Origin of the sequence: Lutibacter sp. HS1-25 (assembly GCF_004121075.1) — a bacterium.
In the GTDB taxonomy this organism is placed as follows: domain Bacteria; phylum Bacteroidota; class Bacteroidia; order Flavobacteriales; family Flavobacteriaceae; genus Lutibacter.
Genome location: NZ_RHLN01000144.1, coordinates 77,499 through 101,826 on the forward strand (window position 1 = coordinate 77,499; position 24,328 = coordinate 101,826).

The following is a 24,328-nucleotide window of genomic DNA, read 5'->3' on the forward strand; positions in this document are numbered from 1 at the left end:
TTGTTCGTAAATTTATTAAAAATACAATGAAAAATATTATTTCAATTACGCTAGCCTTTATGGTGTTGTTTTCATTTTCATGCAAAGCACAAAAGGTAAATTACTTTTCCAATAATGCTTTTGGAAATCCCATTACTGGAAATAACGGAGAATATTACAAAGGGGTAACATATATAGCTTATCAGGGAGAAAAAGAAGATCCTTATGTGGTAGCTTACAATCACAAAAAAAAACAGTGGATAGGGCCATATAAAGCAGGTACCAGTTTATTAGGGAAAACAGGAAGTAAGAAAATTGACAATCATGGTAAACCTTCTTTGGTGGTAGATGGTGAAGGCTATATTCATATTGTTTTTGGAGGTCATGGGGGAACAAAAGAGTTAGGTGAGAATTCACTTGGAAATTATAATGGTGGAAAACAAATTCACGTAGTTTCTAAAAAACCTATGGATATATCCAGTTGGGTTGAGGTAGATAATCTGACTCCTTTTGGTACCTACAGTCAATTTTTAAAATTAGACAATGGCGATATTTATTTATTCTATCGTCACGGAGCGCATCGAAGCGACTGGGTTTATCAAATATCTAAGGATAATTGTAAAACCTTTTCACCCAAAGTTTCCTTCTTAAAGGCAAAACAAGCCAAGCCTACTGCAGATTGTTCAGATGTATTTGATTCTTGGTATCCAAGTTTTGAGCATGGAAAGGGGAATGATATTATTGTGTCTTATAATTATCACGTATGTAAAAATTTGACACCTCATTATGGAGAACGAAACAATTGTTATTACATGACCTTCGATACGGATAATAACAAATGGTACAATATAAAAGGAAAAGAATTAAAATTGCCAGTAACCAAAGAGTACGCTGATGAGATGACTCTGGAAATAAATACAGGCGATAAATGGGTACATAATGGAACAGTTGCATTAAACAAATCAGGGGTGCCACACCTCACTTTTTATCAAGGGGAGGATGATGGTAGTACCAATGGCGGTCCAAAACAACTCATGAATTATATTTATACAGGTAAAGAATGGACTGGTGGGGCTACGAACTTACCAAGTTCAGCCAGAGGAGAAATAAAAGCAACTTCTTCAAAAGGCATTCAATTTTTAGTTGGCTATGACCAAGGAAAATCTGGTGAAGTAGCTTGGTGGAACAGTACTGAAAATTTAAACGAGTTTGCTAAAAAGCAAGTGCTAATTAACGAAGAAGGTGGAACTTTTACCTTGGCTAATTTTATCAGGAATGCACATCCAGATGCTAAAATGGTAGCCACTCAAAAAATTAAGGGTACAGATTATTCAAGAATTTTTTTATTAGGGGATAAAGGCCCAGTTAAACGCTTAAAAACGGAAGCTGAGGTTTTGAAATTACAATAATTTTTTGATAGTTAACTAAAGTGTCTTTTCATGAAATTAAAAAAAGTATGTAGCTTTTTAATAGTAACACTATTTATGTTAAGTTGTGATGCACAGCAAAAATCAGCCGAGTTTAAGTCAATCAGCAAATCCAAAGATTGGAATTTAGTTTTCAATGACAAATGTACTGACGATTGGACTAAAAACTGGACTTTAGATGGTTTAATTGCTACTGTTAAAAATACAAAAGAAGGTATGCATTTTTCGGCTGGACCAGAAGCTGAAAATGATGCCCACCATGCTGTTTTGTGGACAAAAGAATCGTTTGCTGGCGATATTAAAATTGAGTTCGATTTTATACGAACCGACACGGCAATTAAGTATGTTAATCTTCTGTATATTCAGGCTACGGGCATTGGTGAAGTTGGGTTTGATAAAGATATAATGAAATGGAGCAAATTCAGAGAAGTTCCGGCTATGAGAAAGTATTTTGAAAACATGAATCTTTTGCACATTAGTTATGCTGCTTTTGGAAATAATGGCGATGGTTTTTATTATACAAGAGCACGCAGGTATCCCAAAATGCAAAATAAAGCGTTCAATTTAACTGAAATTGTGCCCTCTTACGATAATAAAGGTTTTATCAAAACAGGTCAAAAGTATCACATTACCGCTATTAAATCGGGTAAAATGTTGTTTTTTAAGATTGAAAGTGCCGATGGGGATGAATTATTTACCTGGGATTTGTCTAAGGTAGCTCCAGTTAACGAAGGAAGAATCGGTTTAAGGCAAATGTACACACGTTCCTCTATATATAAGAATTTTAGAGTTTATACTAAATAATACTTATAAATGAAAAAAATCAACCTATTAATAATCACTGCAACCTTTTTAGTTGCATTTACAACTAAAAATGAAGTTAAACCTCCAAAAAAAGAGGAAATAAAGCAATCATTACCAAACATTGTATTCATTTTATCCGATGATCAGGCGTGGACTGACTATGGTTTTATGGGTGATAAAAATATTGAAACCCCAAGATTAGATAAATTTGCATCAGAAAGTTTAACGTTTAAGCATGGGTATGTGCCAACACCCCTATGTTCACCTTCTTTAGCTACAATAATTACGGGTTTATATCCAAAAGACCACGGGATTTTAGGAAATGATGCAGTTTACAATCGAGATAAAGAATCAAAAGAAAATGGTAAAAATAGAGCTGAAGCTTACAAACCAATAATAACACAGTTTGAAAAGCAAGTAACCTTGCCAGATATGTTAAAGCAAAAAGGTTATCTGTCGTTTCAAACGGGGAAATGGTGGCATGGTAACCACAAAATTGGAGGATTTGATTATGGCATGACCCACGGCGACCCAAAACGTGGTGGACGTCACGGTGATTTCGGTCTTGAAATTGGTCGAAAAGGACTTGATACTATTAATAGTTATGTTGATTTAGCTTTGAGAGAAAAAAACCATTCTTTTTGTGGTACGCGCCATTTTTACCACATCAACCCCATACACCACCTCAAGAATTGTTAAAGAAATATATGAAAAAAACAACATCAGAGCACTTAGCCAAATATTGGGCGATGTGCGAGTGGTTTGATCAAACCTGCGGACAGTTATTCGATTTATTTGAGGAAAAGGGACTTACAGAGAATACCTTATTTGTGTATGTGTGCGATAATGGTTGGGTTCAAGAACCGAATAAAGATACCTACGTAAAAACATCAAAAAGAGCCCCATATGATTTAGGAATACGCACACCCATTATGTATAAGTGGAAAGGTAAAATAACACCTAAAATTGACAATGAAACCTTTGTAAGTAGTATCGATATGATTCCCACAGTTCTAGATATCTTGAATATAGAGCAACCTGAGAACTTACCAGGAATAAGCGTTTTAGATACTGGAAAGTTAAATAAAAGAAAAGGTTTTTTTGGAGAGGTTTATGCTCATGATTTTGATACCATAGAAAACAGTCTGTATTATAATATGGCTATTTTTCCGCCATATAAAATTATAATACCAGACCCAGTTCGAAAGCCAGAAGAAAAAGTACAATTATTTAATATTAGCTCGGATCCTTTTGAGCAAGAGAATATTGCGGCTAAAAATCCGAGAATAGTCAAAGATTTAACTAATAAAATTGTAAAATTTAGAACAAAATAAGTGATTGTAGTTGTTTTGTCGGAATGATTTGTTCTGATTCATTGGAGTGCAAAAAATTAGCTAATTGAAAATAAAATAAAATGCAATGATGTCATTTTTTACAGCTATTAATCTTTGAAAATTTGGCATAATCTCTTTTTATAAGTAATTTTTTAAAGAGAAGTAATGGAAATTTATGTAAATCATTCCTCTCGAATTTAAAAGGCAAGTTTTCGGTTTATAGAAAGATTGGTGGTGTAGTCTGGCAACTTTTGGTTAACCTTTTGGTGACTTTCTATAATCTCTAGGAGATACGCCTATGGTTTTAGTGAAAATTCTAGAAAAGTAATACGGGTCGTTATACCCAACGTTACAGCCAATGTGTTTGATTTTTAATGGTGTATTATCCAATAATTGACATGCTTTTTGAATGCGTAATCGAATTAAATAATCTAGAGGCGATTGCCCTGTTTTTTTCTTAAATAGTAAAGAATACTGTGAGATTGATAAATTTGAACCTTGAGCTAAATCTAATAAAGTTAGGGGGTTTTCCATTCTTTTTTTCATGTATTGAATGGACTGTAAAATAACATCCGATTCATCACGTTTTTTGAGTTGTCTATATTGTTCTAAAAATTTAAAAGAAGCCAAAAAGTGCATGAGACAAACATTTGCATATTGGATGTTATCTGGCGTAAAACCCATTTCAAGATTTTGAAACATCTCTTCAAATAGTTCAATTCTATTGTCAATTCGGTCAATATTTGAGGGCGATATCGTTTCTGGATTTTTGGTTATTTGGGAATAGTCATGCGATAGTTCTCCTAAAAAATGAATCCAATAAATACTCCATGGATTTTGTTTGTTACTTCCGTAGCTGTGTGGTAAATTTTTAGGGATAATAAAATACTGATTTTTATTTACACCAAACCTTTTTCCATTTACAGATATCCATCCACTTCCTTCTACACAATAAATAATAATGTGTTGTTTGCAACCTTCTTTTCGCTTTCTGTAATGCTCAATAGCGTGTGGGTAAAAACCCATGTCTGTAATATACAGCATCGAATTTAAAGGATGCTTTAAAGATTTTCGAAGTTCAAAGTTCGGTATAGAAACACTTTTGTTTAATTCCAAAACACCTAAATTTTTAAATTAAATATTGGCTAAAATATAATAAAATAGTCCATCTTTATAGATAATAATCTATTTTTTTTCTGAATGTTACCTCGTATTTTCGTATGGATTGTTCAAAGTGATTTTTATTTAAAAAATAAGGCTTAAAAAAATATCTTATGAAATGAGCATGACTCAAAATTTGGTCGAAAACACCAATGATGATATGCGACTCGAGCTTTTGCGAACTGGTGAAGCAATTGCATATGACCGATAAAAAAACAATAAATATCAACATATGAAAATTAACACAAAATATATTTACATGATATCCATGGTTTCGGCCATGGGCGGGTTGTTATTTGGTTACGATTGGGTTGTTATTGGAGGAGCTAAACCGTTTTATGAACAATTTTTTCACATATCAAATAATCCAAGTATGCAGGGTTGGGCAATGAGTAGTGCGCTTTTGGGTTGTTTGGTTGGCGCAGCAATATCAGGAATTTTAAGTGATAAATATGGTAGAAAGTTATTGTTAATTATTTCAGCCTTCTTATTTACTTTATCGGCTATCGGTACGGGCGCTAATTCAAACTTTACAATATTTATTATTTACAGAATTATTGGTGGGGTTGGTATAGGTTTAGCCTCTAATTTATCACCCATGTATATTGCAGAAATTGCGCCAGCCAATATGCGTGGTCGTCTTGTTTCACTCAATCAATTAACCATCGTTATTGGAATCTTAGCTGCACAACTCGTAAACTGGCAACTTGCCGAAGCAGTTCCAGAGGGATTTAGTAGTGAAGAAATTTTGAATTCTTGGAATGGACAAACGGGATGGCGCTATATGTTTTGGGCAGAAACCATTCCAGCCTTGTTCTTTTTTATTTTAATGTTCTTGGTACCTGAAAGCCCTCGTTGGTTAGCAAAAAATAGTACAAAAGAACAGGTAGAAGGTATTTTAACTAAAATAGGAGGAAAAGAATACGCAACCAATGAATATGAAAATATAATTAAAAGCTACAATGCCGATAGTGATAAAGTGGCTGTTTCCATGCTTAATGAAAGAAAAATTAGGCCTATTTTGGTTTTAGGTGTTGTATTAGCAGTTTTTCAGCAATGGTGTGGCATCAATATCATTTTTAACTATGCCGAAGAAATTTTTAAGGCAGCTGGCTTTGGTGTTTCGGATATCCTTTTCAATATTGTCATTACAGGAGCCATAAATTTGATATTTACTTTTGTAGCGATTTATACGGTTGATAAATTAGGAAGGCGAAAATTAATGTTAATGGGTTCATTAGGTCTTTCGATCATTTATGTTTTAGTGGGAGGAGCTTATTTTTTAAATATTTCAGGAACGATTTTATTAGTTCTTGTGTTACTTGCTATCGCAATTTATGCTATGTCTTTAGCGCCCATTGTTTGGGTCATTATTTCCGAAATATTTCCGAACAAAATTCGTGGTGTGGCTATGGCAATTACAACATTAGCACTCTGGTCGGCCTGTTTTGTTCTCACCTATACCTTTCCATTATTAAATAGCACATTGGGTGCAGCAGGCACGTTTTGGTTGTATGGAGCTATCTGCTTTTTTGGGTGGTTGTTTGTATATAGAAAACTTCCTGAAACAAAAGGAAAATCCTTAGAAGAAATTGAAAATGAAATCATTAAATAATTGAGGTTAATTAATATGAGTGAGACTGTAAAAGCTTGGAAAGAAAAAGTAGTAATTCCTACTTATGAAGTAGGTGAACCTGAAAAGAATCCAATTTTTTTAGAAAAACGAGTGTATCAAGGTAGCAGCGGGTCTGTTTACCCACATCCAGTTATTGAAAAAATTTGCGATGAAAAAGTAGATAAAATATGGAATGCCGTTTTTATTGAAAATAAGTACATAAAAATAATGGTTTTACCTGAGCTTGGTGGCCGTATTCAAATGGCGTATGACAAAATAAAAAAGCGCCACTTTGTATACTATAATCAAGTAATTAAACCTGCTCTTGTAGGGCTCACTGGCCCTTGGATCTCTGGGGGTATCGAATTCAATTGGCCACAACATCACCGTCCATCAACTTATGACCCTGTAGATTCCTTAATTGAAGAAAATCAAGATGGTAGTGTAACTGTTTGGTGTAGTGAAGTAGAACGTATGTTTCGTACCAAAGGGATGGCAGGATTTACCTTGTATCCAGATAAAGCTTATTTAGAAATTAAAGTAAAATTGTTTAACAGAACTCCGCATCCCCAAACTTTTTTATGGTGGGCTAACCCTGCCGTTGCGGTAAACGACCATTATCAATCGGTATTTCCACCAGATGTTAATGCCGTTTTTGATCATGGAAAGCGAGATGTTTCCGATTTCCCAATTGCAACTGGAACCTACTATAAAATGGATTATTCGCCAGGAACTGATATTTCTAGATATAAAAATATTCCAGTTCCTACATCATACATGGCCATTAAGTCGGAGTACAATTTTGTAGGTGGTTATGAAAATGATACAAAAGGGGGCTTACTTCACGTTGCTGATCATCATCAATCACCTGGAAAAAAACAATGGACATGGGGTAATGGTGATTTTGGCTATGCATGGGATCGAAATTTAACAGATGAAGATGGACCGTATATTGAATTAATGTGTGGTGTTTATACTGATAATCAACCCGATTTTAGTTGGTTACAACCCTATGAAGAAAAGAGTTTTAAACAATATTTTATGCCATATCGTGACTTGGGAGTTGTTAAAAACGCTACTAAAGATGCCATGTTGAACTTGAGTATAGAAAATGAAAAGGTATTACTTGAAATTTACACGACATCGGAATATAAAAAGGCAAAGGTTGTAGTCCTGTCAAAAGATAAAACTGTTTTTGAAGAAATTGTAGATTTTTCTCCCGAAATGAGTTTTGAAAAAGAAGTGGTTGGGGATATTGATTTTGAGGATATTTATGTTAAGCTAACCAATAAGGAAAATGTTATTTTGGTAGATTGGCATAAAAAAAAGGAGGAGCAAAAAACCATCCCAGATCCCGCTAAACCAGCTAAAGATCCAGAAGAAGTTGAGTCTATAGAACAGCTTTATTTAAGAGGTTTGCATTTAGAGCAATATCGACATGCTACTTACAACCCAACCGACTATTATCTAGAGGCTTTAAAAAGAGAGCCTTCAGATGTGCGTAATAACAACGCCATGGGATTGTGGTACTTGAAAAGGGGGCAATTAACAAAAGCAGAACCTTTTTTTAGAAAAGCCATTGAAACATTGATGGAACGAAATCCCAATCCTTATGATGGCGAACCTCTCTATAATTTAGGCCTGTGTTTGTGGTTCCAAAATAAAATAACTGAAGCGTATGATTATTTTTTTAAATCTACCTGGAATGGCGCTTGGCAAGATAGTGGATTCTTTCATTGTGCAAAGATTGACACCTTAAATGGAAACTTTAATAGGGCGCTAGAAATTATTGATCGCTCACTATGGAAAAATTGGCAGAACCAAAAGGCAAGACATTTAAAAATTGTCCTTTTACGTAAAACAAATCAAACGCAAAAGGCATTAGATTTAATTGAGGAGTCATTAATGTCTGACCCCTTTAACTTTGGTGCTATATATGAAAAATATCTTTTGCTTAATGATGAACGAATGCTTCAAGAGCTAAAAGATTTAATGAGAGGTAATGTACATAATTACATAGAATTTTCTTTAGATTATGCCGCTGCTGGATGTTATCAAGAGGCTTTGGATTTCATCAACTTATATCTTCAAGAAACCCAAAAGGTGTATCCTACCGCGCAGTATTTTAAAGGTTATTATCTGTTGCAATTAGGAGAAGTAGATGAGGCCCAAAATAATTTTAACTTAGCATCTAATTTGGCTCCCGATTTTTGTTTTCCTCACCGTTTAGAAGAATTGATGGTGCTCAAAAAAGCGGTTGAAATGAATCCATCAGATGCAAAGGCATGGTATTATTTAGGCAATTATTGGTATGGTGCAAGGCAGCATGAAGATGCCATTTTTTGCTGGGAAAAATCAAAAAATATTGATGATACATTTTCAACAGTCCATCGCAATTTAGCTTTGGGATATTATAATAAACAGCACAATGCTATCAATGCAAAGTCAGCATTGGAGAGGGCGTTTGAGTTGAATCCTAATGATGCTCGAGTTTTAATGGAATTGGACCAATTGTACAAGAAATTAAATATTAAGCCTGCCATTCGATTGTCAATTTTAGAAAAACATCCTGATTTGGTTGATTTTAGAGATGATTTGTACTTGGAGCATCTAACATTGTTGAATTTTCTTGGCGAAGAGGAAAAGGCATTGAATTTAATAATGAAGCGTCAATTTCACCCCTGGGAAGGTGGAGAAGGAAAAGTTCCTGGTCAATATTTATACAGTCATGTATCCTTAGCCAAAAAAAGCATTGCAGGAGGTGAATATAAAAAAGCAATTAATCATTTAAATGAAACGTTTCATTATCCGCATAATTTAGGTGAAGGAAAAATTTATGGTGCTCAAGAAAACGATTTCAATTTTTGGTTAGGTTGCGCCTATGAGGGTTTAGGTAATCATGAAAAGGCAATTTTAGAGTGGGAAAAAGCGTCTTCAGGATTATCTGAACCAGCGGCTGCAATGTATTACAATGATCAGCAACCTGATAAAATTTTCTATCAAGGCTTAGCTTTAATTAAATTAAACCGTGAAATTGAAGCTCACGAACGTTTCAATAAATTATTGGAGTTTGGTAAAACGCAATTAGAAATACCCTTTAAAATGGATTATTTTGCAGTATCGCTTCCAGACTTATTGATTTTTGAAGATGATTTGCAATTAAGACACGAACAGTATTGTCATTATTTAATAGGTCTTGGAAATTTAGGTTTAGGGAACATGCAAAAGGCTATTGAGGAATTTGAACTAATTTTGAATCAAAATAAATATCATTTGGGAGCTAAAACGCACTTAGATTATTGCAATCTCTATTGTAATATTTTTTAGAATGTGTTTCATTTTAGTGTTTCAAAAGTCTAAATAATAACAAATTATATCAAAACTAAGCAAAAATGAAAAAAGTATTAACTGTTTGTTTTTTATGTTTTTACGTCGCAATAACTGCTCAAGATATTATAAACCTAAAATGCGAAGGACAAACAAATCCTGTAGGAATTACCAAAACGCATCCCAGTTTTAGCTGGACATTTGTAGGAGATAAAACAAGTCCAGAACAAGGAGGTTTTCGGATTATGATAGCAACAAGTATTGAAAAACTTCAATATCCTGATTTGTGGGATACAGGTCCAACAAGTAAATCTCAAGCTGGTCCTTATCAATATCTTGGAGAACCATTAAAGTCTGGACAAAAAGTATATTGGAGAGTAACGGTTTGGGGAAATAATAGAGGGGTTAAACATAGTGAGCCTTCTTGGTTTGTAATGGGTGATATTAAAAATCCTGAAAAATCATTTATACCCCCTGTTTTTGAACAAAAAAAAGGGGTAGTAAAAATTACTTTAAACCCAAAAGATAATGGTCGGGTTTTTGAAGGAATTGGAGGCGTTAGTGCGGGTGCTTCTACCGATTTATTATATGACTATAAAGACCCATACCGAAGTCAAATTTTAGATTTGTTGTTTAAACCTAAGTTTGGGGCTGGTTTTCAGCATCTAAAAGTAGAGATGGGAGGCGGAGAAAATTCAACTTGTGGCTCTGAACCATCTCATGCTATTACTAGAGAGGAACTTAAAAATCCTGTATCTAGAGGATATGAATTTTGGCTCATGCGCGAAGCTAAAAACCGAAATAAAGATTTGATTTTGGAATACCTGCCTTGGAGTTTCCCAGGATATTTGAAAAAGAATATATACACCAAAGAATCTGCTGAGTATTTCGTTTCATTTATGGATGTGGCAAAACGCGATTGGAATTTAGATATGGACTGGGTAGCTGCTGCCGAAAACGAAAACTATACCGACCGCGATTGGTTGGTGAATGAAGTGAGCCCACTATTGGATGCCCGTGGGTATAAAAATGTGAAAATTCAAGGACCAGATGATAATAGTGGCGATTGGCAAATTTTTGAAGCCTTTGAGAATGATAAAGAATTTGACAAAGTAATTGAAGCTGCAGGTTACCACTATGTAACTGGGAGAGAATTTAATGAAAATATGGTAGATGGCCGAGGACGCCCAACAACTGATAAGGCCAAAGCATCGGGCAAACCACTTTGGGCTAGTGAAGACTGGAGCTGGACAGGTAAAGACTGGGGTGGAGCAGGGGCACTCAATCTAGCACGTTTATACAACAAATTTTACATTCGAGATAAAATTACCAAAACCCTCATTTGGGCACCTATTGGCTCAATATACGAATCGGTTACTTGGGATAAGGCAGGTGCTATGAAGGCTAACAGTCCTTGGAGCGGGTATTATGAAGTATGGCCTACCATTTGGGCAACGGCGCATACCACACAATTTGCAGAACCTGATAAATGGCAGTATTTGGACAAAGCTTGTGGCTTGTTTGATGCAGCAACTTACAAAGGAAGTTGTGTTAGTTTAAAAGAAAAAAACAGCGATAATTGGAGTATGATTATTTGTACTGAGGAGGCTGAGACCATAGCGATTAAGATTGAAAAAGGCTTGTCGGATAAATTGGTTACAGTTTGGAAATCAGATGAAAATAATCAGTTTGTTCAGCAAGAAAGTATCCTCCCTAAAAAAGGAAAGTTTGTAATAAGTCTGGATCCTAAGTGCATCTATTCATTGACGACCACTTTAGGTCAGCAAAAAGGATATTATGAAATTCCTAATGAAACGGCTTTCCCTTTTCCTTATAGTGAAGATTATGAAAATAGAAAAGTGGGGGATTTACCTAAATATCATTCAGACCAAACAGGGAGTTTTGAAATCGCAAAAAAAGAAGACGGAACAAATTGTTTGAAACAAATTAATCCAGAGCAAGGTTACGACTGGATGCGTGTCTATCGTAAGTCAAATATTAAACCTAATACCTTAGTTGGTGATATAAATTGGAAAGATTTTACTTGTAGCGTTGATGTATTCATCGATGGAGGTGATGTTGAATTAGGAGGAAGAGTACAAGGCAGTTATTTAAAAGGACATCGTTTGATGCTTGAAAAAAATGGAAACTGGAAACTGGTTTTCGATAAAACAACCTTGGCCTCAGGTAGTATTCAAAATTTTGACGGAAGTATTTGGCACAATATAAAGCTTAGCTTCAAAGAAAAAGAGATTAAAGTATTTGTGGATAATCAATTATTAAGAGAAGTAAGCCACAAAAATGGTAACGGATATGTGATGTTAGGGAGTTCTTATAATATTAACCTTTTTGATAATCTAAAAGTTTACAAAGAATAGCATCCGTATTTTATGCAACGACGCCAATTTATACAGCTTTCAACATTTACCAGTTTGGGACTATCCCTTTCTGGCTGTAGTTTTTTAAAAAGTAATTATGGAAATTTTTATAATAGCCATTCTTATGAATTTAAAAAGCTAGTCTTCGATTTGTTAAAAGATTGGTGCGATGGTATACTCAAAACACAAATTTTAAATCCTTCAAATCCTCAATTACACGGTCTGTTAGATTGTCCGGCCTGTGACCATCATCATCCTCGCAGTATGGATGCGGTGTATCCTTTATTTTTTATGGCAAAAGCTACTGGAGAAAAAAAGTATAGCGAGGCAGGAATTGCTGCATTTGAGTGGGGAGCAAACGTAACTCGGGATGATGGTGCATGGACGAATGAATTAAACCCAAAATCTTGGGATGGTACAACGGTTTTTGGTGCCATTGCCTTAGCAGAAACTTTAAAATATCACGGTGATTTACTTGATGATGAAAAGCGAAAGCAATGGTATAAGCGATTAGAATCAGCAGCCGATTTTGTTTACCGTCGTTTTCCGGTTATTGGTAATGCCAATATTAATTATGGAGCAACAACGATATACGCATTAAACTTAATTGGGAAACTTATTGATAAGCCCGAGTATGTTAAGCAAAGTAAAGAGTTGGCAAACCAAATAAAAAGTTTTTTTACCACCCCAAATGCTTTTTTATATGGCGAAAAACAAGGTCCAGATAAAACCATCAAAAGTCCAAAAGGATTATTTGCTATTGATTTGGGGTATAATTTAGAAGAGTCATTAAATAGTTTGGTATTGTATGCTTTGGAAGAAAAGGATGAGGAATTATTAGTATTGGTAAAAAAATCTTTAGAAACACATCTTGAATTTATAATTCCCGATGGAGGCTTAGACAATAGTTTTGGAAATAGAATGTACAAATGGAGTTATTGGGGTAGCCGAACAAGTGATGGGATGCAACCAGCATTTGGTTTCATGGCAAAGTATAATCCCGCTTTTGGAACTGCTGCTTTTAAAAATGCAGAACTGTTAATGCAATGTACACATAACGGATTATTAAACGGTGGTTTACATTATAATTCACACAATGTTAAACCATGTGTCCATCACACTTTTGAACATGCAAAGCCTTTAGCATTCTTGCTTGATCATTGGGAAAGTTTACCTGAAATTAGCAACACAATGCCACTTCCTAGAGCAATTGCTGACGGGCTTAAATATTATAAAGAATTAGATGTAACCTTATTTGCTCGGGGTGATTGGCGTGGAACTGTCTCTGCTTATGATGCTGAATATAATTTACAAAATGATTGCAGGCAGGCTACCGGAGCATCTCTTTCACTGTTATATCACAATAAAGTCGGGTTGCTTTGTACTGCAAGTATGGCTGTTTATAAACTGCAAGAAACCGATAATCAACAACCTGCTCCAGAGGAAGATATAGCACTAACACCTAGAATTGAAACTTTTGTAAACAATGTTTGGTACACCAACCTGTTTGATTTGGAAGCAATGTATAGTTCATCTGATGAAAATTGGCAAATAACTTGTGATGCAAAGGTTCAGTTGAAAAATGAAGCTAGAACAGTAGTTTCAGAAACGGCTTCTAATTTTAATTTAATTTATAAATGTTCCAATCATTTTTTGGAAATTATTGCCAATACTCAAGAAGAAATTAACCATATAACAACGTTTGTTTTACCTATTGTATCCCCAAGTAACGAATCTGTCGAACAAATGTCAACAAATGAAATAAGAATTATAAAACCAAATGGCACTGTAAAAATTAGCTCTTCCCTACCTTTGCAAATAAAAATCACACCCAAAGGCAGAACCTTTAATATGGTGCCGGGTGTTGAGGCTATTCCTGTCCTCGTAAATTTTGATAATATTAATAAAGAAGTTAAGATTAAAATTGAAATAGTTTAACCAATATTGAAAATAAATAAAATAAAAATGAAACAAATCATAATTGGGATGTTATTGTCATTATCAGCATTAAGTTATGCCAATAATCCACTTATTCAAAATGCCATATCACGTAAAAGTTTTTCGCTTAACGGACACTGGAATTATATTATTGACATGTATGAAACAGGTTACTACAATTATCGCTTGGAACCACATGATAATACCGAAAATCCAGGGTCATCTGCTTTTTTCCTAAATCAAAAACCTAAGAGTAAACAAGACCGCGTTGAATATAATTTTGATTCGGCTCCAACATTATTGGTACCAGGTGATTGGAATTCGCAAAAAGAGAATTTGTTATACTACGAAGGTACTATTTGGTATAAAAAATCTTTTGATGTCGAGAATTATGATAGAGCAAAACGGTACTTTTTGCATTTTGGTGCCGTTAATTACCGCGCCGATGTATATCTGAATGGGAAAAAATTGGGAACGCATAAAGGCGGATTTACACCTTTTAATTTCGAAATGACGCATTTGCTTAAAGATAAAAACAACTTTGTAATTGTAAAAGTCGATAACAAAAGAGCTGCCGATGAAGTCCCAACCCTAAATACCGATTGGTGGAATTATGGAGGTATTACAAGAGATGTTACAGTTTTAGAAGTAAGTAGCACATTTATAGAAGACTATAGCCTGCAATTGGATAAGGAAAATAATAAGTTGCTAAATGGCTTTATCCGTTTAAATGGCGATGCAAAAGCTTTTTCAAAAGTAAATGTCAGCATTCCCGAATTAAAATTGACCAAAGATTTTACTGCCGATGCCAATGGTTTTGTTAAATTTCAAATACCAGTTAAAAAAATGGATTATTGGAGTGATTTAAATCCAAAACTCTATGAGGTTGTTTTTTCTTCAATTAACGACCAAGTAACTGATGCTATTGGTTTTCGTCAAATTAAAACCTTGGGAGGCGATATTCTTTTGAATGGAAAAAAAATATTCTTAAAAGGAATCAGTATTCACGAGGAAAATGTGATGCGTGGTGGTCGAGCCTATTCTATGGAAGATGCAACGATACTTTTAGGTTGGGCAAAAGAACTGGGTTGTAATTACGTCCGCTTAGCACATTACCCACACAATGAGAATATGGTGCGTTTGGCTGATAAAATGGGAATCTTGGTATGGGAAGAAAACCCAGTGTATTGGACCATACAATGGGAAAATCTAGAGACCTATTCGAAAGCAGAACAACAATTAAAAGAAGTAATTAGCAGAGATAAAAACCGCGCCTCAGTCATCATTTGGTCCATGGCAAATGAAACACCTCAGTCTGAAGAACGCCTGTCTTTTTTAACCAAGCTCGCTAAAACAACCCGTGAAATGGATAACACACGTTTAATAAGTGCAGCACTTGAAGACCACGGGAAAAAGGAGAATAGCAACATCATGATTGTTGAGGATAAATTTGCCGATGTTGTGGATGTATTGAGTTTTAACCAATATTACGGTTGGTATGGCGGCGACATTGATAATATAAAAAATATCAGATGGGAAATTGATATCAATAAGCCTGTCATCATTTCCGAATTTGGCGCAGGTGCATTACAAGGATTTCATGCCGACAATTTAACTGTTTGGAGTGAAGAACATCAGGAACTTTTGTACCAAGAAACTCTACCAACTCTTGCAAAAATTCCTAATTTGGTAGGTATTACCCCTTGGATATTAACCGATTTTCGTTCTCCTCGACGTACATTGATTCCCTATCAAAATGGATACAATAGAAAAGGATTAATCTCGGAAACAGGCAATCGAAAAAAAGCGTTTTATACACTCCAAAAGTTTTATCAGCAAATTCAGAAGTAATCGTAGTATTATTAAAAGAATTCAATTTAAGTATAAATTGATTTTATATGTATACCTAACAGTACGGGATAGAAGTTTTAAAAACTTAAAATAAATTTGATTCTTGTTTTAAGTATACGGTGTGACTCTTCCGTAAGTTAATTTAATCTGAGTTAATTTTTTAAAAAAACATTATATATGAAGAATTTATTATTAATAGTAGTTTTATCAATTGGTTTGTTTGCTTTTGCTCAGCCTAGTAAGCAGAGGCCTAACATCCTTTTTATAGCTGTTGATGATTTAAGGCCTGAAATGAATTTTTACGGCGCCAATCATATCCAATCTCCCAATTTAGATAAACTTGCTGGCGAAAGTTTGGTTTTTAATAGAGCCTACTGTAACGTTCCTGTTTGTGGTGCTTCTAGAGCAAGTTTGCTTACAGGTACTAGGCCAACACGTTATCGTTTTTTAGATGCCAAAACAGAGAAAGACATAGATGCTCCAGATGCGGTATCGTTACCTTTACTATTAAAACAAAATGGATATACCACCATTTCAAACGGTAAAATTTATCATAGTGGTAAGGACGACATGGCTGCATGGGATTCTAAATGGTTTCCTAAAGGAAGTGTTAGAGATTATCAATTACCAGAACATGTAAAACAAAGCATGGAAGCTGGTTACGGCGTACCTACTGAAATGGCAGATGTTGGAGATGACGCTTATTTTGATGGTAAAATAGCCGAAAAAGGAATAGAAGACTTGCAAAAACTTAAAAATGGAAACCAACCATTTTTTCTGGCACTTGGTTTTATGAAACCACATTTGCCATTTAATGCTCCAAAAAAATATTGGGATTTGTATGATAGAAGTAAAATTGAACTTCCTAAAAGCTATATGCAACCAGAATCTACGCCAAAAGAGGCCTTTCATAAATTTGGAGAATTGCGTAAATATCATAATGTTCCTAAAAATGGCGATTTACCAGAAGATTTGGCAAAAGAATTGATTCATGGTTATTATGCTTGCGTTAGTTATGTTGATGCGCAAATAGGTTTGGTTCTGGATGAGTTGAAGCGTTTAGAACTAGAGGATGATACCATCGTTATTTTATGGGGAGACCATGGCTGGAATTTAGGAGACCACAAATTATGGTGTAAACACGTTACGTTTGAAACCGCTTTGAGAACACCATTAATTATTAAAGTTCCAGGTAAAACCAGCGGGCAAAAAACAGATGCTATAACCGAATACATAGATATATACCCAAGTTTAGCAGAATTAGTTGGGTTGAATATTCCAGCAACTGTTGAAGGACAAAGTTTTGTGCCAGTAATAAACGGACAGTCTCAACAAAAAGATTGGGCGGTATCTAAATTTGGGGATGCCGTAACCCTAATTAAAGGCGATTTGTTTTATACCGAATGGGTTAAGGATGATGGTGTAGCTTATGCTCGAATGCTTTTTGATCATAAAACCGACCCATTAGAATTGGATAATTTAGCTGAAAAACCAACCTATAAAAACACGGTAAAGGAATTAGCGGCAGAATTAAGAGCAAAATGGGGAAAGGATTTTTTAAAAAAGAAGTAATGGCGAATGCTATTCATCAAATTGAATCCCAAAATTGAAATCAAGAACAGATACTGCTCAATAAAAATTTAAACGTTATATCAATAATACAATGAAAAAAATAGTTTTCTCGCTTATTGTTTTAATAAGTATTACAAGTTGCAAAAGTCAACAACTTGCTATTGAAACCAACATTAAAAAATCGGATAAACAATATTCAGTACTGCTGGATTCAGCATATATGGTCAATAAAATACCTCGAAGCCTTGATGAGCATGGCAAAATTGATTGGGTGAAACATAATATGGATTGGACCGAAGGATTTTTTCCGGGTGTATGCTGGAAATTATATGAAAGCACTAAAGATGAGAAATGGAAAAAAGCCGCCGATTATTTTCAAAATCAATTTATAGAGGCAAAAGATGTGAATACCACGCACGATCTAGGTTTTATGTTTTATTGCTCCTTTGGTGAAGGTTATAAACTAACAAAGGATGAAAAATATAAGCAAGTAGTGATTGATGCTTCTAATGCTTTAATTTCAAGATTCGATCCCAAAGTGGGCTGTATTAAAAGTTGGGATTTTGGAAAAGATAAATGGACTTTTCCAGTTATTATTGATAACATGCTCAATCTTGAAATGTTATTTGAAGCCTCAATTTTAACAGGCGACGAAAAATATCGAAACGTAGCTATAAGTCATGCAGATGTTACTTTAAAAAATCATTTCAGAAAAGATTATAGTACGTGGCATGTGGTAGATTACAACCCAAAAGACGGAACTGTTTTTAAAAAACTAACCCATCAAGGAATTGCAGATGACAGCCGATGGGCGAGAGGACAAGGTTGGGCTTTATACGGTTACACCATGTGTTACCGTTATACAAAAGACCCAAAGTATTTAGAACAAGCAAAAAATGTGGCCAAATTTGTTACGGCTAATTTATCGGATGACTATGTGCCAGTTTGGGATTTTGATGTAAAAGACCCAAAAAACAGGTATAAAGATGCATCTGCAGGAGCTCTATATGCTTCAGCTTTTATCGAATTGTATCAATATACAAATAATCCCCAGTATAAAAATCTTGCCACAAAAATGCTTAGCTCATTGAGTTCTGATAAATATTTTTCAAAATATGGAGAAAATAAAGGGTTTTTGTTAATGCATAGTGTAGGTAATTTTCCTAAGAATGGTGAAATTGATGTGCCTATTAATTATGCCGATTATTATTACTTAGAGGCACTATTACGATTGAAAAAATTAAATAAATAAACGATGAATATACGATTATATAGGCCATTTTTTTTTCTAGTTATCTTTGTTTTTTTAGTAGGATGTAAAAGCAAACAATTAGATAAAGAGATAATTATAGATTCAAAACCTAACATCATTTTTATACTTGCTGACGATTTGGGGTATGGTGATGTTGGTTTTAACGGTCAGACTAAAATTAAAACACCAAATATAGACCAATTGGCAGCCAATGGAATGGTTTTTACCAATCACTACAGTGGTTCACCAGTATGCGGACCATCACGCGCTGTGCTAATGACAGGAAAACACACGGGGCATTGCACGGTACGTGGTAATCCTAAATGGACAGCAAGTGGAACGCCCGTAGATTTAGAGTCAAATGATGTAACCGTAGCTGAAGAACTAAAACGGGCAGGTTATACCACAGGAATTATTGGTAAGTGGGGTTTGGCTGAAAATTTATCTGATGGGATCCCAAACAAGCAAGGTTTCGATTATTTCTACGGGTTTAATCAACATGCACCAGCACATCATTATTACCCTGAAAGTATATTTGAAAATGAAAAAGAGTTCAAGCTGGAAGGTAATGACCCTCAAAACAAAAAAGGACAGCATATCCAGTACTTAATGACTGAAAAAGCAACAAACTTTATTAATAAAAATTATAAAAAACCTTTTTTCCTTTATTTGGCCTATACTATTCCGCATTTTGAATTAACTATTCTTGAAAAAGAAAAGGAACAATATACTAATTTAGGTTGGCCAAAGCGCAAGATGGTTCCTGGACATTACCGTCACGACGAAGATGGACATACCACTTATGCGGCTATGGTGTCTACTATGGACAGGCATATTGGAGATTTAATGAAACAACTAAAAGAATTAGGAATAGCCGAAAACACCTTAGTTGTTTTTACCAGTGATAATGGTCATGAATACGACGACTTAAAGAATGAGTTTTTTAATAGTAATGGCGATTTTAAAGGGCATAAGCGAGATCTATACGAAGGCGGTATTCGCATGCCATTTGTAGCTTATTGGCCAAATAAAATTAAAGCAGGTGCAAAAACGAATCATATTGCTGCGTTTTGGGATTTTTTACCAACAGCTTGTGAATTGGCAGGAATAAAACCAAGTAGTAAGGTAGATGGTATTTCTTATGTGCCAACCCTTTTAGGTAACAATAAAAAACAAGAAAAACACGATTACCTATATTGGGAGTTTAATGAAAGTGCTGGTCCAATTCAAGCTGTTAGAAAAGACAATTGGAAAGCGGTAAAATTCAAAAATAAGCCTGTCGAGATTTACGATTTAAGTGTAGATATTGGTGAGAAGAACAATTTGGCTGAAAAATATCCAGAAAAATCAGAAGAATTACTTTATTGGATAAACAATTCACGTACTGAGCATCCTGAATTTCCTTTGAAAAAAAAGGCTTCAAGTAAAGAATAATCAATTTAAAAGGCATTAATAAAAATGAGAAGAATTCAAATTATATGTGCTGTGTTTTTTGTAACAATAAGCTCATTAAACGCACAATCTAAAGATAAAACTAAGCCCAATATCTTAATTATAAATATTGATGATATGGGGTGGAAAGATGTCGGTTTTATGGGAAGTGAGTATTATGAAACTCCTAATATTGATGCTTTGTCTAAACAAGGTATGGTCTTTACCAATGGCTATGCAGCCTCAGCAAACTGTGCGCCAAGTAGAGCTTGTTTGATGACGGGGTTATGGACACCACGTCACGGTATTTATACCGTAAACTCTTCTGAAAGAGGTAAGTCGCAAGACCGTAAACTCATTCCAACTCCGAATACAACAATTTTAGCACCAACCCACGAAATTATTCCGAAAGTTTTAAAAAGTAATGGTTATATAACCTGTCATGCTGGGAAATGGCATTTAAGTCATAATCCTTTAGAATATAGTTTTGATGTAAATATAGGAGGAAGTCATGCAGGTGCTCCTCAAAGTTATTATCCGCCTTATAAAAATGTTAAACTAGAAAAAGGGGATAGCGATTATTTAACCGATTTGGTAATGGAGAACGCTATAAAGTTTGTAGATACCATTGCGCAACCATTCTTTCTGTATTATTCGCCTTATGCAGTACACAAGCCTATTATGCCAGTAAAAAGCTTATTGGATAAATACAAAAATAAGCCAGGTTCAAACGGTCAAGATAATCCTGAGTATGCTACTATGGTTGAAAATCTGGATAGAAACATAGGTTTACTTGTTAAAAAACTAAAGGAAAAGAATATTTTCGATAATACGTTAATTGTGTTTACTTCAGACAATGGCGGTTTGTATGGCATAACCCAGCAAAAACCACTAAGAGCAGGAAAAGGAAGTTATTACGAAGGCGGAATTAGAGAACCTTTTTTCTTTGTATTTAGTGACAAAATTAAACCTAATACTCAAAGCGAAGTACCTATAACCAATCTTGATATTTTTCCAACAATATTAGAATTTTCCAGGGTAAAGAATTCTGGTTTAATATTGGATGGCAATTCACTATCCGCTGTTTTAGAAGGAAAAACAGAATCTTTTGAACGTGCCTTGTTCTGGCATTTTCCCATATATTTAGAAGCGTATAATCAAAAGGATAATGAAAATCGAGACCCTTTATTTCGTACACGACCTGGTTCTGTGATAAGACAAGGGCAATGGAAATTGCATTATTATTTTGAAGATAATGAGATTGAACTATATAACTTGTCTGAAGATATAGGCGAAAAAAATAATGTTGCAAAAGAAAATCCTGAGAAAAGAGATGAGTTGTTAGGACTTCTTAAAAATTGGTGGAAACAAACTAATGCGCCAATACCAACAGTATCTAATCCAAAATATGCCAATTAATATGAAATTAAACCATTAAATATTGGCAAAAATAAGGCTAAACGGAAAATATATTGGTGTGTGTGGATGTCACCTGCCGACTCAATATAACTGATGACATTAAGAGTGATTGTGAAATACTATCATCAGGTTTATTAGGTCCAGTAATTATCGAAACGATTAAAATACTAAGAATTAGTGATGATTTTTTCTCAATGATTCGCCTGTAAAAGTAAGACAGTGCAGGATAGTATAAATAAATCAACAAATTATATTTACCAGTCATAAAATTCAAAAAACATAATTAAAATGAATACCATCTTTCAAAATCAAATAAAACTTAGTTTTCTATTCATGCTATTTTTAATTGGCATGACAACTATCGGTTATGCCAAAGAACCTAATTGGGGTAACGCACAATGGATATGGCAGCAAGAAGATGGACCATCCAATACATGGATGAGCTTTAGAAAAACAGTAACATTAAATGAAGTACCCAAACAAGTAGAAGCGTTGGTTTCTGTAGATAGTAAATTTTGGTTGTGGATTAATGGCGAAATGGTACTATTTGAAGGAGGTTTGTCAAGAGGTCCAAGTCAAGCAGGAGAATGGGATAGAAAGAATAATATAACACCTGCAAACTCGTGGTACGAGACTGTAAATATTCAACCTTATTTAAAAAAAGGTGAGAACACCATTGCAATTTTGGTGTGGTACTGGGGACGGGAAACACACAAAGGGACTCATATTGATAGTAAAAAGGGAGGTCTTTTGTTTTCGGCGAATATTGGAGAACAGAAAGTAATTTCTGATGCTTCTTGGAAAGCCATGCAGCACCCAGGATATGATAATACCATAGAACCTGCTAGCAAAATGTTAGTGCAGTATAGTGTGAAGTACAATGCTCAAAAGGGATTAAATGATTGGTCTGATAATGCTTGGTACAGCTCGGGTTATGAGGATGAAAAATGGCCTTCGGCTATTGAAAAAGGAAAAGCGGGTGTTGCACCATGGTATAATTTGGAAAAAAATATGGTGCCACACTTGGTGAATCATGGTCTAGAAAATTACACCAATCACAATGAATTACAATTACCTTTTATTAGTAATGGACAAACTATAAAATGTAAGTTGCCTTTTAACAAACAAATCACCCCTTATCTTGAAATTGAATCCAAAGCAGGCGATACTATTTTTATAACTACAGACAATAGTAGAAATGGTATTAACGCTACCTATATAACCAAAGAAGGTCAACAAGCTTTTGAAAGTTATTCGTGGCTGAACGGACATGAAGTGTTATTTAAAATACCCAAAGGAGTGAAAGTGAAAGCGCTAAAATATAGATGGATGAGTGTAGGAGAAATGGCAGGACAATTCGAATTAGACGACGCGTTTTATAATCGTTTATGGTGGATGGGTAACAATACCTTATTTGTTTGTGCTCGTGATAATTTTATGGATTGTCCAGATAGAGAGCGTGCTTTGTGGATTGGAGATGTAGCAGATCAAACAGGTTATTTGTTTTACTCAATGGATAATTCCGGAAGGCAATTGCTTAAAAAGGCAATTTTGCAAACCACTGCTTTTAGTGAAAATGGGGTTATTGGTGCTTTGGGGCCACTTAGGGTACGTGAGTTAGTATGTCAAAGTTTGCAATTTATTTCTCAGGTAGTATGGCCTTATTATTTAAATACTGGTGATAAGGAAACACTTGAAAAGGCGTATCCTTATTTATATAAGTATTTGGATTTGTTTCCAATGAAAGAAAATGGCTTACCTGAATACCGAAAAGCAAAAAGTCCTGATACATGGGATTGGTTAGATTGGGGGGTAGCCAATACAACCGATGCTGAGCCTATCCAAATGGCTTTTTATTATTTGGCTTTAGAAAAAGCAAATAAAATGGCAGAAGTATTGGGTAAACAGGACCATATAAAATGGTATAATGACAGAATGAATACCATGAAGCCTGCTTTTGAAAAAGCCTATTGGAAAGATGGTTTTTATAGTACCAATGCTGAGAAATTTAAGGACGATAGAGCCAATGCTATTGCTATTGTTTCAGGAATTGCAAATCCAGCGCATTACAATAAAATTGTGGATAATGTATTGATTCCAAATCGCTTTTCGAGTCCGCATTTTGAATGGATGGCTGAGGAAGCCATGTGTATTGCAGGTAGACATAAGGAATCCCTTTTAAGAATGAAGGAACAATACCAAAGTCAGGTTGATAAAAAGGAAATGACCACCCTGTATGAAAAATTCCCCGATGGCGGAAGCTATAACCATGCTTGGAATGGATCCAATACCGTTTTATCAAAATACATTGCAGGAGTGCAACCAACCAAAGTAGCTTGGAGTGAATTTCAAGTAATGCCAGAATTGGTTCATTTTAAAAATATAAAAAAAATAATACCAACGGTTAAGGGTGATGTTGGTATTGAAATGAAAAAATCAGATAACGCTTTTGAACTACAGTTGAATTCACCACAAAATACAACCGCAATAATCGGTTTGCCAAAAACTGAAAAAACAATAACAATTGTTTCGATTAATGGTGTTGTTGTCTGGAAAAAAGGAAAACAAAAAAAGGATTTATTTGGTATTAATTATCAAGGCGAAGACAATCAATTTTTGAAGTTTAAAGTTGTTTCGGGTAATTGGAATGTAAAGGCTGAATATAAATAATTATTAGTCTTAAAAAATGGAATTAAAATTGAGAAAAAATTCACGCATTCTTATATTGTGTATAATCACTACCTTATTGTCATTTTCTGTATTTTCCAAAACCCCCAATTGGGGTAACGCACAATGGATGTGGCAAGAATAGGCAGGGCAAAGTCTCCCAGCACCAATAA

The 24,328-nt window shown here is 34.6% G+C and carries 15 protein-coding genes; 14 read left to right on the plus strand and 1 reads right to left on the minus strand.

Annotated features, from left to right (window positions below):
- The first annotated feature begins 26 nt into the window (after positions 1 to 26).
- The 4 genes from EC396_RS14445 to EC396_RS18235 are packed head-to-tail and all read left to right on the plus strand — an operon-like array spanning position 27 to position 3,544.
- A complete protein-coding gene (locus EC396_RS14445) occupies positions 27 to 1,388 on the plus strand; it encodes a BNR-4 repeat-containing protein (RefSeq protein WP_129367348.1) in 1,362 nt (453 codons plus the stop codon).
- Positions 1,389 to 1,418: 30 nt separating this feature from the next.
- Positions 1,419 to 2,210 carry a DUF1961 family protein gene (locus EC396_RS14450; protein ID WP_129367350.1) on the plus strand — a complete coding sequence of 264 codons (792 nt, stop codon included), beginning with the start codon at positions 1,419 to 1,421 and terminating at the stop codon, positions 2,208 to 2,210.
- A gap of 9 nt (positions 2,211 to 2,219) precedes the next feature.
- Positions 2,220 to 2,909, plus strand: coding sequence for a sulfatase-like hydrolase/transferase (locus EC396_RS18230; protein ID WP_205757971.1), 690 nt, complete (start codon positions 2,220 to 2,222; stop codon positions 2,907 to 2,909).
- Positions 2,852 to 3,544: a sulfatase gene (locus EC396_RS18235; RefSeq protein ID WP_205757972.1), complete on the plus strand. Its 693-nt coding sequence runs from the start codon at positions 2,852 to 2,854 to the stop codon at positions 3,542 to 3,544. Before EC396_RS18230 ends, EC396_RS18235 begins: the two co-directional genes overlap by 58 nt.
- A gap of 255 nt (positions 3,545 to 3,799) precedes the next feature.
- On the opposite strand, the gene EC396_RS14460 is transcribed toward EC396_RS18235, so the two are convergent.
- On the minus strand, positions 3,800 to 4,660 hold the full coding sequence (locus EC396_RS14460) for an AraC family transcriptional regulator (protein ID WP_129367352.1): 861 nt from the start codon (positions 4,658 to 4,660) through the stop codon (positions 3,800 to 3,802).
- 277 nt (positions 4,661 to 4,937) lie between these two features.
- Here EC396_RS14460 and EC396_RS14465 point away from each other — a divergent pair, with 277 nt between their 5' ends.
- The 10 genes from EC396_RS14465 (at position 4,938) to EC396_RS14510 (ending at position 24,158) form a co-directional block, all read left to right on the plus strand.
- Complete coding sequence (locus tag EC396_RS14465; RefSeq protein ID WP_129367354.1) at positions 4,938 to 6,320, plus strand: sugar porter family MFS transporter; 1,383 nt, start codon at positions 4,938 to 4,940, stop codon at positions 6,318 to 6,320.
- Positions 6,321 to 6,335: 15 nt separating this feature from the next.
- Positions 6,336 to 9,647 carry a DUF5107 domain-containing protein gene (locus EC396_RS14470; protein ID WP_129367355.1) on the plus strand — a complete coding sequence of 1,104 codons (3,312 nt, stop codon included), beginning with the start codon at positions 6,336 to 6,338 and terminating at the stop codon, positions 9,645 to 9,647.
- A gap of 65 nt (positions 9,648 to 9,712) precedes the next feature.
- Positions 9,713 to 12,025, plus strand: coding sequence for a hypothetical protein (locus EC396_RS14475; RefSeq protein ID WP_129367357.1), 2,313 nt, complete (start codon positions 9,713 to 9,715; stop codon positions 12,023 to 12,025).
- 12 nt (positions 12,026 to 12,037) lie between these two features.
- On the plus strand, positions 12,038 to 13,963 hold the full coding sequence (locus EC396_RS14480) for a hypothetical protein (protein WP_129367359.1): 1,926 nt from the start codon (positions 12,038 to 12,040) through the stop codon (positions 13,961 to 13,963).
- Between the two features lie 27 nt (positions 13,964 to 13,990).
- Positions 13,991 to 15,814, plus strand: a complete 1,824-nt coding sequence (locus EC396_RS14485; RefSeq protein WP_129367361.1) for a glycoside hydrolase family 2 protein — start codon at positions 13,991 to 13,993, stop codon at positions 15,812 to 15,814.
- 177 nt (positions 15,815 to 15,991) lie between these two features.
- A complete protein-coding gene (locus EC396_RS14490) occupies positions 15,992 to 17,386 on the plus strand; it encodes a sulfatase (protein ID WP_129367363.1) in 1,395 nt (464 codons plus the stop codon).
- Positions 17,387 to 17,477: 91 nt separating this feature from the next.
- Complete coding sequence (locus tag EC396_RS14495) at positions 17,478 to 18,638, plus strand: glycoside hydrolase family 88 protein (protein WP_129367365.1); 1,161 nt, start codon at positions 17,478 to 17,480, stop codon at positions 18,636 to 18,638.
- Between the two features lie 3 nt (positions 18,639 to 18,641).
- Entirely contained in the window at positions 18,642 to 20,072 is a 1,431-nt protein-coding gene (locus EC396_RS14500; RefSeq protein WP_129367367.1) for an arylsulfatase, read from the plus strand.
- Positions 20,073 to 20,096: 24 nt separating this feature from the next.
- A complete protein-coding gene (locus EC396_RS14505) occupies positions 20,097 to 21,488 on the plus strand; it encodes a sulfatase (RefSeq protein WP_129367370.1) in 1,392 nt (463 codons plus the stop codon).
- 288 nt (positions 21,489 to 21,776) lie between these two features.
- Positions 21,777 to 24,158: an alpha-L-rhamnosidase C-terminal domain-containing protein gene (locus tag EC396_RS14510; RefSeq protein WP_129367372.1), complete on the plus strand. Its 2,382-nt coding sequence runs from the start codon at positions 21,777 to 21,779 to the stop codon at positions 24,156 to 24,158.
- Positions 24,159 to 24,328: the final 170 nt, after the last annotated feature.